This is a genomic window from Telluria sp. LT2P34 (assembly GCF_059685915.1).
In genome coordinates this window covers 229,964-244,717 of sequence record NZ_JCASIN010000003.1, presented here as the reverse complement: position 1 = coordinate 244,717, position 14,754 = coordinate 229,964, and the positions used below count along the sequence as shown (strand labels likewise).

General features: G+C 66.4%; 13 protein-coding genes and 2 riboswitches. Of the genes, 10 read left to right on the top strand and 3 right to left on the bottom strand.

Translation table 11 applies throughout. From position 1 onward, the window contains the following. Positions 1–265 precede the first annotated feature (265 nt). Both AC56KZ_RS11750 and AC56KZ_RS11745 read left to right on the top strand, forming a co-directional pair. On the top strand, positions 266–1,555 hold the full coding sequence (locus tag AC56KZ_RS11750; protein ID WP_497162341.1) for a methyl-accepting chemotaxis protein: 1,290 nt from the start codon (positions 266–268) through the stop codon (positions 1,553–1,555). Between the two features lie 202 nt (positions 1,556–1,757). Next, the gene (locus AC56KZ_RS11745) at positions 1,758–2,027 is read left to right on the top strand and encodes a hypothetical protein (protein ID WP_497162340.1); all 270 of its coding nucleotides are present in this window, start codon (positions 1,758–1,760) and stop codon (positions 2,025–2,027) included. Positions 2,028–2,135: 108 nt separating this feature from the next. On the opposite strand, the gene AC56KZ_RS11740 is transcribed toward AC56KZ_RS11745, so the two are convergent. Further along, the gene (locus AC56KZ_RS11740; RefSeq protein ID WP_497162339.1) at positions 2,136–2,696 is read right to left on the bottom strand and encodes an ATP-dependent Clp protease proteolytic subunit; all 561 of its coding nucleotides are present in this window, start codon (positions 2,694–2,696) and stop codon (positions 2,136–2,138) included. A gap of 127 nt (positions 2,697–2,823) precedes the next feature. Beyond that, a riboswitch (glycine riboswitch) is annotated at positions 2,824–2,910 on the top strand. Positions 2,911–2,930: 20 nt separating this feature from the next. Then, positions 2,931–3,038, top strand: a riboswitch (glycine riboswitch). A gap of 60 nt (positions 3,039–3,098) precedes the next feature. On the opposite strand from AC56KZ_RS11740, the gene gcvT reads away from it, so the two are divergent. The 3 genes from gcvT to gcvP all read left to right on the top strand — a co-directional run bounded on the left by gcvT (position 3,099) and on the right by gcvP (position 7,677). Beyond that, entirely contained in the window at positions 3,099–4,217 is a 1,119-nt protein-coding gene (gene gcvT / locus AC56KZ_RS11735; protein WP_497162338.1) for a glycine cleavage system aminomethyltransferase GcvT, read from the top strand. A 63-nt stretch (positions 4,218–4,280) separates the two neighbouring features. Further along, complete coding sequence (gene gcvH / locus AC56KZ_RS11730; protein WP_497162337.1) at positions 4,281–4,661, top strand: glycine cleavage system protein GcvH; 381 nt, start codon at positions 4,281–4,283, stop codon at positions 4,659–4,661. A gap of 130 nt (positions 4,662–4,791) precedes the next feature. Then, on the top strand, positions 4,792–7,677 hold the full coding sequence (gene gcvP, locus AC56KZ_RS11725) for an aminomethyl-transferring glycine dehydrogenase (protein WP_497162336.1): 2,886 nt from the start codon (positions 4,792–4,794) through the stop codon (positions 7,675–7,677). Between the two features lie 131 nt (positions 7,678–7,808). On the opposite strand, the gene AC56KZ_RS11720 is transcribed toward gcvP, so the two are convergent. Both AC56KZ_RS11720 and AC56KZ_RS11715 read right to left on the bottom strand, forming a co-directional pair. After that, positions 7,809–9,515, bottom strand: coding sequence for a methyl-accepting chemotaxis protein (locus AC56KZ_RS11720; RefSeq protein WP_497162335.1), 1,707 nt, complete (start codon positions 9,513–9,515; stop codon positions 7,809–7,811). Positions 9,516–9,710: 195 nt separating this feature from the next. Continuing rightward, positions 9,711–11,381 (bottom strand): peptide chain release factor 3, encoded by a 1,671-nt coding sequence (locus AC56KZ_RS11715; protein WP_497162334.1) that lies wholly within the window; start codon positions 11,379–11,381, stop codon positions 9,711–9,713. A 200-nt stretch (positions 11,382–11,581) separates the two neighbouring features. Here AC56KZ_RS11715 and AC56KZ_RS11710 point away from each other — a divergent pair, with 200 nt between their 5' ends. Genes AC56KZ_RS11710 through AC56KZ_RS11690 form a run of 5 tightly spaced genes read left to right on the top strand, consistent with a single transcriptional unit; the run spans position 11,582 to position 14,744 of the window. After that, positions 11,582–12,016: a type IV pilin protein gene (locus AC56KZ_RS11710; RefSeq protein ID WP_497162333.1), complete on the top strand. Its 435-nt coding sequence runs from the start codon at positions 11,582–11,584 to the stop codon at positions 12,014–12,016. Positions 12,017–12,027: 11 nt separating this feature from the next. Beyond that, complete coding sequence (locus AC56KZ_RS11705; protein ID WP_497162332.1) at positions 12,028–12,495, top strand: GspH/FimT family pseudopilin; 468 nt, start codon at positions 12,028–12,030, stop codon at positions 12,493–12,495. Positions 12,496–12,499: 4 nt separating this feature from the next. Next, complete coding sequence (locus tag AC56KZ_RS11700) at positions 12,500–13,084, top strand: type IV pilus modification PilV family protein (RefSeq protein ID WP_497162331.1); 585 nt, start codon at positions 12,500–12,502, stop codon at positions 13,082–13,084. An 8-nt stretch (positions 13,085–13,092) separates the two neighbouring features. Then, positions 13,093–14,160, top strand: a complete 1,068-nt coding sequence (locus tag AC56KZ_RS11695; protein WP_497162330.1) for a PilW family protein — start codon at positions 13,093–13,095, stop codon at positions 14,158–14,160. After that, on the top strand, positions 14,157–14,744 hold the full coding sequence (locus AC56KZ_RS11690; protein ID WP_497162329.1) for a hypothetical protein: 588 nt from the start codon (positions 14,157–14,159) through the stop codon (positions 14,742–14,744). Before AC56KZ_RS11695 ends, AC56KZ_RS11690 begins: the two co-directional genes overlap by 4 nt. The last annotated feature ends 10 nt before the right edge of the window (positions 14,745–14,754 follow it).

Genomic DNA, 14,754 nt, shown 5'->3' with positions numbered 1-14,754 from the left:
GTGCATCAATCGTGGGCGCGGGGCGCAGGAGCTCCCCTCGCGCCCATTGTGGCACATTAGTTCTATAAAGCAAGAGTTACCAAGTGCTTACTTATCCACTGTGCATATTTGGCAGCCATGCCGCTGCCGCCATGCCACAGTCCGCCCCCCGACTCCTGAGAATGTCCTGCTGGCATCTTTTCCATTGCGATGCCGCAAACGCCGCCAGGAGCCTTTCCCTAACATTGGAAGGTCCGACTCTCCCCATCCCGTCCGAGGAACCTTCATGAAACAGATTCGACAGCTCGACACCAGGCTCAAGATCCTTGGCGCCTTCGCCCTGCTTTCCGCGCTGGCGGCCGCGTTCGTGCTGTGGCTGCTCTCCAGTCTGGGGGAAGCCGCTGCGCCGGTACGCACCGGCGCCCTGCTCTGCCTCGGCGCCGGCGTCGGCCTGGCCGCGGCGCTGGCGGCCTGGCTGGCGCGCGAGGCCAGCCGGCCCATGACCGAGGCGCTGCACCTGGCGCAGCGGCTGGCCGCGGGCGACCTGCGCGTGCGCGGCGCGTCGGAGCAGGCGAACGGCGGGGGCGTCCTGATGGCCGAGCTGGCCGGCATGGCGGGCAAGCTGGCGGCGACGATCAACGACGTACGCGGCAGCGCCGCCCAGATCGAAGGCGGCGCTCAGGAAATCGCGGCCGGCAACCTCGACCTTTCAAACCGCACCGAGCAGCAAGCCGCCTCGCTCGAGGAGACCGCTTCCTCCATGGAAGAGCTGACCGCGACCGTGCGCCAGAATGCCGAGCACGCCCACCAGGCGCGCGAACTGGCGCTGTCGGCATCGAACGTGGCGGTCAAGGGCGGCGAGGTGGTCGGCGACGTGGTCGGCACCATGGCCTCGATCAACGACTCGTCGAAACGGATCGCCGAAATCATCGGTGTCATCGACGGCATTGCCTTTCAGACGAATATCCTGGCCCTGAACGCCGCGGTGGAAGCGGCGCGCGCCGGCGAACAGGGGCGCGGCTTCGCCGTGGTCGCTTCCGAAGTGCGCAGCCTGGCGCAGCGCTCGGCGGCCGCGGCCAGGGAAATCAAGGCGCTGATCGACGATTCGGTCGCCAAGGTCGATGCCGGCACCACGCTGGTCGACAAGGCCGGGCGCACGATGGAGGAAGTGGTCACCAGCGTCAAGCGCGTGACCGACATCATCGGCGAGATCGCCGACGCCAGCGCCGAGCAGACCGCCGGCATCGAGCAGGTGAACAAGGCGATCGCCGCCATGGACCAGGCAACCCAGCAGAACGCGGCCCTGGTCGAGCAATCGGCATCGGCGGCGGCTGCGGTGCGCGACCAGGCCGCCGCCCTGCGCCGCTCGACCGACGCGTTCATTCTCGCCGGCGACAAGGCGCCAGCAAAACCGGCCGCGGCGCCGGCGGCCGCGCGTGCCACCGCCCTGCCCAGGCTCGCCGTCGTGAACAAGGGGTCTCCCGCCGGCGGCGCCGGGCCCGGCAGGACCGCGCGGAAGGCGGCGCCGGTGGCGAACGCGGCAAGCAAGGCCGACGTGGATTGGGAAGAATTTTAAGCAATCCGCATTAAAAACATTGAAGAATCAAAATGATCGATTATTTTCAATATGTAGGCGAGCATCCTACACGAGCTCAGGTGGTGATCCGATACCGGCTCAACAGATCGGCTCGCATGATTGCACGACCGAAAATCACTGCTGCAGTACAGCAGGGGTTCGGCGAGTCGCTATTAGTTCCTCCATACTGAAAGGAAATATCATGGCAACGAATCAAAAACGCACGCAAGGCGGTACTCCCGAGCAGCACGCGGAGGCCGGTCGCCAGAGCCACAAGAACGACGCCAGCAAGGGGTCGGGTTCGGGCTCCAGCTCGGGCGCCAGCAAGCAGTCGGGTTCGGGCTCCGGTTCGCGTTCGGGCTCCGCTTCGGGCTCGGGCAGCAGCGCGGGCAGCGGTGCAGGCACGCGCGGCGGTACGCCGGAGCAGCACGCCGAAGCCGGCCGTCAAAGCCACAAGAACGACAAGCGCTGATCGATGACCGCTTGATTTCTTCGGAAGCCGTCTGCTGACGCGACGGCTGAACGAAAAGAAAGCCCGGCCGCATTTGCGCGCCGGGCTTTTTATTGTCCTGCGACTCGCTTAGATATTGCGCAGGATGGCGCCCTTCGGCGGCGCGAAGTCGGCGATCTCGCTGATCATGCGGGCGCTCTTGGCGTCGCGCGAATTGAGGTGCAGGTCGGAATACTGGTGGATCGCCCACTGCTCGGGCGTGAGCTCGATGTGCTTGCGCAGGATGGACTCGGTGCGGGCGTCGTCGGCGCGCAGGCCCTCGACGATGATGTTGAGCGCGTCCGGGCGCGAACCGGGCGAGGCCGTCGCGTGCGATTTGTGTACCATGAAGCGCGCCGTCTCGCTGGCAAAGCGGCGCGTGCCGGCCAGGTACATGATGACCGCGATCGAGGCCACCGCCCCGCCGTTGTACATCACGAACTCGATCGGCGACTTCGACATGAAGTTGTACAGGCACAGGCCGTCGCTGACATAGCCGCCGTTCGACTGCACCAGCACATGGGCCGTTCCGATGCCGTCTTCGGTCATGTGGCCAACCGCCTCGAAGACCCGGTGCACCATGTCGCTGTTCACGTCGCCCGACAGGGTGAACCACGCTTCCTTGCTTTGTTTCACTGAGTCTTCGCTCATAGTATTGTTCGCCCCGCAAAGTGTGGGCTCCAGTGTAACAAATCGAGGAAAAAGCCTGCGCGCATGCACGCCAACGGTGCGCGCACCCGTCAAAGTTGACAGGTATGGCCAGGTCGCCTATCCTCCTCAGTCTTGATCGGGAGAGCGCAGCAGCACGCTGCCGCCGAAGGGGCATCACCCAAAAACTCTCAGGCAAAAGGACCGGTCAGGGGTCGCCGCATACGTGAAGTTGCGCCGGCCAACTCTGGAGAGCGGCCGTGTCAGACGCACGGCCCACCGAAGGGGCAGGCGCGAGGATGAACTCGCCGCTATCTCTCAGGTACCAAGGACAGAGGGGCGCGCAGCGCACGCATGGCTTCCGGCCGGCGTGCACGCCCCCTATCATTCTGCCCTAAGGATTCCATGACGCTCAAAGCGACCCCGCTCAATTCCGCACACCGCTCCCTGGGGGCCAAGATGGTCGACTTCGGCGGCTGGGACATGCCCGTCAACTACGGCTCGCAGATCGAAGAACACAATGCCGTCCGTACCGATGCCGGCATGTTCGACGTCTCGCACATGTGCGTGGTCGACCTCGAAGGCGCGAATGTGCGTCCGTTCTTGCGCGGCCTGCTGGCCAATAACGTCGACAAGCTGCAAGTCCCCGGCAAGGCGCTGTACTCGTGCATGCTCAACCCGGAAGGCGGCGTCATCGACGACCTGATCGTCTACTTCTTCCGCGAAGACTGGTTCCGCCTGGTCGTCAACGCCGGCACCGCCGAGAAGGACGTGGCCTGGATGGCGCAACAGAACGAAGCCACCAACAGCGGCCTCACCATCACCCAGCGCCGCGACGGCCAGGATGCGATCGCCCTGATTGCCGTCCAGGGCCCGAACGCGCGCGCCAAGGTGTGGCAGGTACTGCCCGAGACCCAGGCCGCCTCGGAAGCGATGAAGCCGTTCAACGTCGTGATCGTGCCCGACACCGCCTTCGGCGAAGTCATGGTCGCGCGCACCGGCTATACCGGCGAAGACGGCTTCGAGCTCGGCTGCCCGGCGGACAAGGTGGAAGCGTTATGGAACGCCCTGGTGACCGAAGGCGTCAAGCCGGCCGGCCTCGGCGCGCGCGACACGCTGCGCCTGGAAGCGGGCATGAACCTCTACGGCATGGACATGGACGAGGGCGTCAACCCGCTCGACGCCGGCCTGGCCTGGACCATCGACCTGGTGTCCGAACGCGATTTCATCGGCAAGAGCGCCTTGCAGGCCAAGGGCCAGAACGCCAACTTCATGGGCCTGATCCTGCGCGAAAAAGGCGGCATCCTGCGCGCCCACCAGCGCGTCGTGGCTGCTTCGGGTGAAGTCGGCGAGATCACCAGCGGCACCTTCAGCCCGTCGATGCAGCAGGCCATCGCGCTGGCGCGCGTGCCGATGGATGTGGCGATCGGCGACACCGTCCACGTTGAAATCCGCGACAAGAAGCTGGCCGCCACCGTGGTCAAGCTGCCGTTCGTGCGCAACGGTAAAGTGCTGGCCGTCTGAACGGCGGCGAGCCGCCCCGACACAATCTATAATATCGCGTCAACTCACCTGGAGCCTTACCACATGAACATCCCAACCGACCTGAAATACACCGAGTCCCACGAATGGGTCCGCCTTGAGGCCGACGGCACGCTGACCGTCGGCATCACCGAGTATGCGCAGGACGCATTGGGCGACATCGTGTTCGTCGAGCTGCCACAGGTCGGCAAGACCTTCACCGCCGGCGCCGACGCCGCCGTGGTCGAGTCGGTGAAAGCCGCCAGCGACATCTATTCTCCAGTTGCCGGCACCGTGACCGCGGTCAACCAGCCGGTCGCCGATGCGCCGGATTCGATCAACGCCGACGCCTTCGGCGCCTGGCTGTTCAAGCTCAAGCCAGCCGATGCCGGCGCGATCAACGGCCTGCTGGACGCCGACGCTTACGGCAAGACCACCGGAAATTAATTTTCCTTTCAAAGATGCGCCTGCGGGCGCATCTGCAATATCGCACGACCCAGTACCGAATTCCGTCTTTTCGTCCAATGACACCGCGCCGGTCCCGCCCGCGCTACCGTCCCTCTTTTTGGCCACCACCATGACCCGCACCAGCCTCACCCAACTCGAAGCACGCGATTCCTTCATCCCGCGCCACATCGGCCCTTCGGAATCCGAAGAAGCGGCGATGCTCGCGACCCTCGGCTACCCGTCGCGCGCCGCGCTGATCGACGCGGTCGTCCCCGCCAACATCCGCCGCAAGGACAAGCTCGACCTGGGCGAATTCTTCGAGCCGCTGCCGGAAGAGGCTGCGCTCGCCAGGCTGAAAGCCATCGCGGCGCAGAACAAGGTGATGAAGTCGGTCATTGGCCAGGGCTATTACGGCACCCACACCCCGGGCGTCATCCTGCGCAACATCTTCGAAAACCCGGCCTGGTACACCGCCTACACGCCCTATCAGCCCGAGATTTCGCAGGGCCGCCTAGAAGCGATCCTGAACTTCCAGCACATGATCACCGACATGACCGGCATGGGCATCGCCAACTCGTCGATGCTCGACGAAGCCACCGCCGCCGCCGAAGCGATGACCCTGGTCCAGCGCGTCGGCAAGTCGGCCTCGAAAGTGTTTTACGTCGCCGACGACGTGCTGCCGCAGACCCTGGAAGTGATCCGCACCCGCGCCGAGCCGATCGGCGTCGAAGTGCGCACGATCGATGCGAACGAGATCGAGAACCTGGAAGAGACCTGCTTCGGCGTGCTGGTCCAGTATCCGGGCGCGAACGGCGACGTGCGCGACTACCGCGGCGCCTGCGAAAAGCTGCACGCAGCCGGCGCCATGGTGATCGCCTGCGCCGACCTGCTGGCCCTGACCCTGCTCACCCCGCCGGGCGAATGGGGCGCGGACGTGGTCGTCGGTAACAGCCAGCGCTTCGGCGTGCCGCTCGGTTTCGGCGGCCCGCATGCCGGCTACCTGGCCACCCGCGACGAATTCAAGCGCTCGATGGCCGGGCGCCTGGTCGGCGTGTCGGTCGACGCCCAGGGCAACCAGGCCCTGCGCCTGGCGCTGCAGACGCGCGAGCAGCACATCCGCCGCGAAAAGGCGACCTCGAACATCTGCACCGCGCAGGTGCTGCTGGCCGTGATGGCCGGCATGTATGCGGTCTACCACGGCCCGCAGGGCTTGACCCGCATCGCGCGCCGCGTGCACCGCATGACCGGCATCCTGGCAGGCGGCCTGCAGCAGATGGGCTTCAAGCTGGCCAACAGCACGTATTTCGATACGCTGACGGTCGCCACCGACCGCACCGCCGAGCTGCACGCCGCGGCCAATGCCCAGGGCGTGAACCTGCGCCGCGTCGACGACCGGCACGTCGGCCTGTCGCTGGACGAAACCACCACCCGCGAAGACCTGTCCCTGCTGTTATCGATCTTCGGCGGCGATGCCGGCTCCCTCGACCTGGACGGCATGGACCGCGACGCCGTCGACGCCTTCCCCCAAGCGCTGGCCCGCACGAGCGCTTTCCTGACCCACCCGACCTTCAACCGCTACCACGCCGAGCACGAGATGCTGCGCTACCTGCGCTCGCTGGCCGACAAGGACCTGGCGCTGGACCGCACCATGATCCCGCTCGGGTCCTGCACCATGAAGCTGAACTCGACCTCGGAAATGATCCCGGTCACCTGGCCCGAGTTCTCGAACATCCACCCGTTCGCACCCGACGACCAGACCGTCGGCTACCGCCAGATGATCGGCCAGCTCGAAGCCATGCTGTGCGCCGTCACCGGCTATGCCGCCATTTCGCTGCAGCCGAACGCCGGTTCGCAGGGCGAATACGCGGGCCTGCTCGTGATCCAGAAATACCACCAGTCGCGCGGCGAAGGCCACCGCAACATTTGCCTGATCCCGTCCTCGGCGCACGGCACCAACCCGGCGTCGGCCAACATGGTCGGCATGCAGGTCGTGGTGACGGCCTGCGACGAGAACGGCAACGTCGACCTGGCCGACCTGAAAAAGAAGGCCGAGCAGCACAGCGCCAACCTGGCCTGCGTGATGGTCACCTACCCATCGACCCACGGCGTGTTCGAAGAAGGCATTCAGGAATTGTGCGAGATCGTCCATGCGCATGGCGGCCAGGTGTATATCGACGGCGCCAACATGAATGCGCTGGTCGGCGTGGCCGCGCCGGGCGCCTTCGGCGGCGACGTCAGCCACCTGAACCTGCACAAGACCTTCTGCATCCCGCACGGCGGCGGCGGACCGGGCGTCGGCCCGATCGGCGTCGGCGCCCACCTCGCGCCTTTCCTGCCGAACCAGCTCTCGACCGGCTATGTCCGCGACGAGAACGGCATCGGCGCGGTCAGCGCGGCGGCCTACGGCTCGGCCTCGATCCTGCCGATCTCGTGGATGTACATCGCGATGATGGGCGGCGAAGGGCTGACGAATGCCACCGAGACGGCGATCCTGAACGCGAACTACATCGCCCGCCGCCTGGCGCCGCACTACCCGGTGCTGTATACCGGCCACGACGGCCTGGTCGCGCACGAGTGCATCATCGACCTGCGTCCGCTGCAGGACAAGACCGGCATCAGCAACGAGGACGTCGCCAAGCGCCTGATGGACTTCGGCTTCCACGCCCCGACCATGAGCTTCCCGGTGCCGGGCACGCTGATGATCGAGCCGACCGAGTCCGAGTCGAAGATCGAGATCGACCGCTTCATCGAAGCGATGATCACGATCCACGCCGAGATCGTGAAGGTCGAGCGCGGCGAATACGACAAGATGGACAACCCGCTCAAGGGCGCCCCGCACACGGCCGAAGTTGTGACCGCCGACGACTGGCAGCACACCTATTCGCGCGAAGTGGCCGCCTTCCCGGTGGCCTCGCTGCGCAAGAAGAAGTACTGGCCGCCGGTGGGCCGTGCGGACAACGTGTATGGCGACCGCAACCTGTTCTGTGGATGCGCGCCGATCAGCGATTACGAATAATTGTTAGCTGGTGAAGTTGGCGGCGGCGTGGGGGCTATCCCCTGCGCCGCCGCTGTCGTTTCTGCCCTTGGCCAGCGGCTCGACGGCGTGGACTCGGGAGTCCACGCCTTAAGACGCTGACAAGTCGAGAATCAATCCCGCCTCGACGCCAGCCGCAAATGCGGCCTTGGCGTACGCCGCCGCTCGCGCATGCCCGGCGGCGGGGTGCCGCTGCCGTCGCGTACCGCGCCGATGCTCGGATCGGGCGCCGCCGGGGTCGGCGCCGCCTGCACCGCTTCGTCGAGCCGGAAGGCCGCCACCGCGCGCGACAGGTTCAGGGCCTGCATCTGCAGGGTGCGGGCAGAGGCGGCCGCGTCTTCCACCAGCGACGAATTACGCTGGGTCACCTGGTCCATCTGCACGATCGCCTGGTTCACGTCGAGCAGGCCGCTGGCCTGCTCTGCATTCGCCGAACTGATCTGGTTGATGATGTCGCCGACCTGCTGCACCGACATGGCGATCGTCGCCATGCTGCTGCCGGCCTGCGCGGCGCAGGCGGTGCCGCCTTCGATTTCCGCCACCTGACCGGCGACGAGCTCGCGGATCTCGCGCGCCGCGGCGCCGGTACGCAGCGCCAGCGAGCGCACTTCGGCCGCGACCAGGGCGAATTCCCGTCCACCTTCCCGTCCGCCCTCGCCCACTCGCGCCGCTTCCAGCGCCGCGTTCAGCGCCAGCGTCCCGGTTTCATTGGCGATGGCGTCGATCCGGGCGCCGATGTCGCCGACCCGGCGCGCGCTGCCCTTGACCGATTCCATCGTCGTCACCAGCCGGTCGACCACGTTCTCGCCCTGCTGGGCCACGTTCGAAGCCGACTCGGCCAGCCGGTTCGCCGCCTGCGCGCTGTCGGCGGTCTGGTGGACGGTGGCGGCCAGTTCCTGCATCGACGACGCCGTTTGCTCCAGCGAGCTGGCGCGGAAGGACGCGCGCGTGGTGAGGTTCAGGTTGCCGAGCGCGAGGTCGCGCGAAGCCGTGCCGATCGAACGCGCCGATTCGAGGATGGTGCGCAGGGTCAGGTTCAGGTTGCGGATGCTGGCGTTCAGGGCGCGCGAGGTTTCCGCGATTTCGTCGTTGCCGTAGACGCGGTCCTTGACCGTCAGGTCGCCGCTGGCCAGGTCGATGGCGGCCGCGCCGATGCCGCGGATTTCCGCCAGCAGCGCGCGCCGCACGGCCATGCTGATGGCCAGGGAGACGGCGACGGCCAGCGCGATCACGCCCGGCATCAGCCAGGCCATCGTGCGAAAGTCCGCGGCCGCGTTGTCCGACGCCTGCTGCGCCAGGGTCTGCTCGAGCTGGGACAGCGCGTGCAGGCGCTGGGCCACGACGGCAAACGCGGTGTCGGCGCGGCTCATGGCGTTGGCGCTGATCGACTGGTCGTCGCGCGCGATCTCGAGGACGTCGCGCACGGCCTGCACGTAGACCGCATGCGCGGCCGCGGCCTGTTCGACGTAACGGCGTTCGGCGCCGCCGGCCGGGGTCATGGCGGCCAGGCGCTTCAGGCCCGATGCGGTCAGCGCGTGCTGGCTGTGGATGTCGCGGATCAGCGGTGCGATGCGGCTTTTCGGAAAACTGCCGCCGATCCAGGTATGCAGCTGGTAGACCCCGGCATGGCCGCGCTGGGCCGTAAACACCAGCTCGCTCGCAGCGCGCGTGTGGGACGCGCGCTGGCCGACGATGTCTTCCAGCGAGGCGTTCTGGCGCACCATCGCATACCAGGCCCCGCAGGACAGGAAGACCAGCAGCAGCAGCACGACGGCGGGCGCCAGCAATAACTTCGGACCGATTTTCAGGCGGGACAGCATCTCAGCCTCCATGTCAAATGCGCGATATTTCCTTAATGCATTTGACCAATGTAGGCGATCGACCTGGCTCTGCCATTGAGCAATGTCAACACCACCCGGAAGGTAAAAAATTCAAGACAGGGTGCGGAGGCATTGTTCAGCCTGCAATGCAAAACGGCCGGCATCACGCCGGCCGTTCTTTTTCCACCCGCCAGCTTACGCCAGCTTCGCCGCGTGCTCGCGCGTCGCGTGGAAGGTCAGCTTCGGCCAGCGTTCCTGGGTCAGGCGCAGGTTCACGCCCGAGGTGGCCAGGTAGGCCAGGTTGCCGGCCGCGTCATACGCCACGTTGTGGCCCAGCTGCGTTTCGAAGTCGGCCAGCGACTTCTTGTCGTCGGAGGACACCCAGCGCGCGCTGCTGATGCTGGAACCTTCGAAGACGGCGTCCACGCCGTACTCGTTCAACAGGCGGCTGGCCACCACCTCGAACTGCAGCACCCCGACGGCGCCCAGGATCAGGTCGGAACCCAGCACCGGCTTGAAGACCTGCACCGCGCCCTCCTCGCCCAGCTGCTGCAAGCCCTTGTGCAGCTGCTTCATCTTCAGCGGATTGCGGATGCGCACCGTGCGGAACAGGTCCGGCGCGAAGTACGGGATGCCGGTGAAGGTCAGCATCTCGCCTTCCGAGAAGCTGTCGCCGATCTGCATGTTGCCGTGGTTCGGCAGGCCGATGATGTCGCCGGCAAAGGCTTCTTCCACCTGCTCGCGCGAGGAAGCCATGAAGGTCACCACCGACGACAGTTTCACTTCCCGGTTCAGGCGCAGGTGCTTGACCTTCATGCCCTTTTCGAAGCGTCCCGAGCACACGCGCAGGAAAGCGATGCGGTCGCGGTGGGCCGGGTCCATGTTGGCCTGGATCTTGAAGACGAAACCGGTGAACTTCGGCTCGGCCGGGGTCACGGCACGCACGGTGGCGTCGCGTTCGCGCGGGCCCGGCGCCCAGTCGACCAGCGCCGACAGGATTTCGCGCACGCCGAAGTTGTTGATCGCCGAGCCGAAGAACACCGGCGTCTGGATGCCGGCCAGGAAGCGCTCGAGGTCGAAGGGGTGCGAGGCGCCGTGCACCAGCTCCACTTCCATCTTCAGCTGCTCGATCTCGAGCGGGAACATCTGGGCCAGCTTCGGATTGTCGATGCCCTTCAGGATCTCGAAGGCGCCGTCGGCTTTTTCTTCGCCCGCCTTGAACAGCATGATCTCGTCGTTCAGCAGGTGGTACACGCCGCGGAAGTTCTTGCCCATGCCGATCGGCCAGGTCACCGGCGCGCATTCGATCTTCAGCACCGATTCGAGTTCGTCGAGCAGCTCGAGCGGGTCGCGCGTTTCGCGGTCGAGCTTGTTCATGAAGGTGACGATCGGGGTATTCCTCATGCGGCAGACGTCGAGCAGCTTGATCGTCTGCGTTTCCACGCCCTTGGCGGCGTCGATCACCATCAGCGCCGAGTCGACCGCCGTCAGCACGCGGTAGGTGTCTTCCGAGAAGTCCTGGTGGCCGGGGGTGTCGAGCAGGTTGATCACGTGGTCGCGGAACTCGAACTGCATGACCGAAGAGGCGACCGAAATGCCGCGCTGCTTCTCGATGTCCATCCAGTCGGACGTGGCGTGGCGCCCGCTCTTGCGGCCCTTGACGGTACCGGCGAGCTGGATCGCGCCCGAGAACAGCAGCAGCTTCTCGGTCAGCGTGGTTTTACCGGCGTCCGGGTGGGAAATGATGCCGAAGGTGCGGCGGCGCGCAACTTCGCCCGCGATCGTTGCCGCGGTCTTGCCCGCCGTGTCGCTGTCGGTCGATTCGGGAAGCGATGCTGAAATGGGTGCTGCGGTATCGGTGTCCATAGTCTCGGCCAAAGCGGTGGGTCCTTGCAAAACCCTCGATTTTACCGGCTCTCCCCCTGATTGTGTGAACAGTTTATGCCGCGGCACCAGGGCGGGCTGTGCAATCACGCCACGCTGTCAGCATTCCGTCAGGAAACTTTCAGCGAAACGACAGGTTACTTGTTTATACTAGGAAACATTATTCAACCCGAGGCAACGCCATGTTCCCACCTCTGCTCCCTGCCACTGGCCGATTCCAGGCGCGAAGAAGCCCCGCCGGCGCCGGCTTTACCCTGATCGAACTGCTTGTCGTGGTGGCGATCATCGGCATCCTGTCCGCGATCGCCTACCCGTCCTACGGCAAGTACCTGGTCAAGACCCACCGCACGGCGGCCCAGGTGTACCTGATGGAACTGGCGCAGGCGCAAAGCCAGTACATGGCCGACTCGCGCAGCTATGCCGCCAGCATGACCGACCTGGGAAAAACGACGCCCGCCGCCGTGGCCGCGAAATACACGATCACCTTCGACGTCAAGGATGGGCCGCCGTCCTCGTTCACGATACTCGCCAAGCCGGTCGTGGGCGGCACCCAGGTCACCGACGGCGACCTGTCGATCAACAGCGCGGGCGCCCGCACCCCGGCGGCCAAATGGTAAGCGCGTCCGCCATGGCAGCCGTCAAGGCGCGCATGCAGGGCTTCACCATGCCCGAGCTGCTGGCGGTGGTGGCCATCGTCGGCACCCTTGCCGCGCTGGGCACGCCCGCGTATTCCTCGATGGCCGCCTCGATGCGCTCGCGCAGCGTCAGCAGCGAACTGCATGCGGCGCTGTCGCGCGCGCGCAGCGAAGCGCTCAAGCGCAATGCCGAGGTGACCCTGGCGCCGGTGACCGCGCGCCAGTGGCAGAGCGGCTGGAGCATCGTCGCCGCCGGCACCGCCGGCCGCAAGCTGGAAGACCACCCGGCCGTGATCGGCGCCACCGTCGCCGGCCCGAACAGCGTGGTCTACCTGCCGAACGGGCGCGTCAAGGACGGCGGCCAGCCGGCCTTCGATATCGCGCTCAGCGGCAATGAGCAACACCGCTGCGTCCGGGTCGACCTGTCCGGGCGCCCGAACCAGACCAAGGCAAGCTGCTGACGCCATGAACGCTCCCCTCTCCCTCCTCCCTGGCCGCCAGCGCGGCGTCAGCCTGGTCGAAGTCCTGGTCACGATGGTCGTGCTCGCGTTCGGTTTGCTCGGGCTGGCCGCCTTCCAGAGCAAGGCCCAGGTCGGCTCGATCGAGTCCTACCAGCGCGCCCAGGCCGCCGTACTGCTGCAGGACATGCAGTCTCGCCTGAGCGGCAATACGGCCAACGCCGCCAGTTACGTCACCGACACGCCGCTCGGCACCGGCAACAGCATCGGCGCCAACTGCAACCTGGCGGCAGCCGGCAGCGCGCGCGACATGTGCGAGTGGAGCGCGGCCCTGAAGGGTGCGGCCGAGACGCGCGACGGCGTCCTCGGCGGCGCCATGGAAGGCGCGCGCGGCTGCGTCACCCAGGTGCAGTTGCAGAACCTGGCCGCCGGCGTCTGCCGGCCGGCGATCTACCTGGTCAGCGTGTCCTGGCAGGGCCTGCACGCCACGCGCGCGCCCGCGCATGCCTGCGCCAAGGACATGTACGGCCTCGACACCAACCGCCGCACCATCTCGGCCCGGGTCGCGGTCGGCCTGCCTGCCTGCGTCTGAGGATAACCATGACACCTACTTCTTGCCCGCGCCGCCGGCATCAGGGCTTTTCCCTCGTCGAACTCCTGATCGCGGTGGCGATCGGCCTGATCCTGCTGGCCGGCCTGTCGACCATGTTCGTCAAGAACACCCAGGCCCAGGCCGAGATCGAAAAGGCCCATCGCCAGGTCGAGAACGGCCGTTACGCGATCGACCTGCTGTCGGCCGACCTGCGCAACGCGGGTTTTTACGCCGAGTTCAACCCCACGGTCCTGAGCGCGCCGGCTGCGTTGCCGCCGCCCTGCGCCGCGAATATCGACGATCTCAAGGCCGGCCTGGCGCTGCCGGTCCAGGGCCTCGACGACACCGCCGCCGGGCTCGATTGCCTGGCCGACGTGCGCGCCGGCACCGACGTGCTGGTGGTGCGCCGCACCGCCGGCTGCATCGCTGGCGAGCCCGGCTGCGCTCCCCAGTCCGCCGGCGGCCCGTTTTTCCAGGCCTCGCTGTGCAACGACGTGAGCGAGCTCAATTCGGCCGACAGCGCCAATTTCTATGCGCTGACGCTCGGTACGACGGGGCTGACGCGGCGCGGCCGCAAGTGCGATACCACGCTGGCGGCAGTACGCCGCTACCGCACCCATATCTATTTTGTCGCTAACAACAACCTGGCCGGCGACGGCATCCCGACCCTCAAGCGCGCCGAACTCGGCAGCGACGGCGCGGCCCCCACCTGGACGGTCGTGCCGCTGGCCGAAGGCATCGAGAACCTGCAGCTCGAATATGGCCTGGACCTGGCCCCGGCCGGCCGCGGCGATGGCGTGGCCGACCTCGGCACGGCCGACCCGGCCGCCGCCGCCGGCTGCGTGCTGCCCGCCTGCGCGGTGGCCAACTGGGGCGGCGCGGTGGCGGTCAAGCTGCACGTCCTGGCGCGCAACGCCCTCGCCACCCCCGGCCACGTCGACAAGAAGATCTATGTGCTGGGCCGCAAGGCGAACGGCAACAGCAACGAGGTTGCCGCGACCAACGACCAATACAAGCGCCACGTGTTCCAGTCGCTCGTCACGCTGCCCAACCCGGCCGGAAGGAGACTGCCATGAGCATGTCCACAAAACGTGACCCACGCCGCCAGGCCGGCGTCACCCTGATCACGGCGCTGATCATGCTGGTGCTGCTGACCCTCGTGGCCCTGACCAGCTTCAACCTCGGCAAGTCCAACCTGCAGATCGTCTCGAACATGCAGCAGCGTAACGAGGCCACAGCTGCAGCGCGCGAGGTGATCGAGGAAACCATCAGCAATACGCGCTTCTTCACCACCCCGGCAAACATCCTGGAAAAACCCTGCGGCGACGTGCCGAACCAGCGCTGCGTCGACACCAATGGCGACGGCAAGACCGACGTCAAGGTGGCGATCGCGAAGAAACCGCGCTGCGTCGTGGCCCCGCTGATTCGCAACACGGCGCTCAACATGGCCGAAACCGAAGACGCCAGCTGCAGCATGGGCAGCAGCCAGAATTTCGGCGTCGTCGGCGCCGTCGACGGCAATTCGGCCTGCGCCGACAGCGTCTGGGAAATCGCCGCCGTCGCCACCGACGTCGAAACCGAGGCCAAAGTCGAAGTCACCCAGGGCGTTGCGGTGCGCGTCGCGCGCGACGATGTCACGAATAACTGCCCTACCACGTGAAAGATTCCAT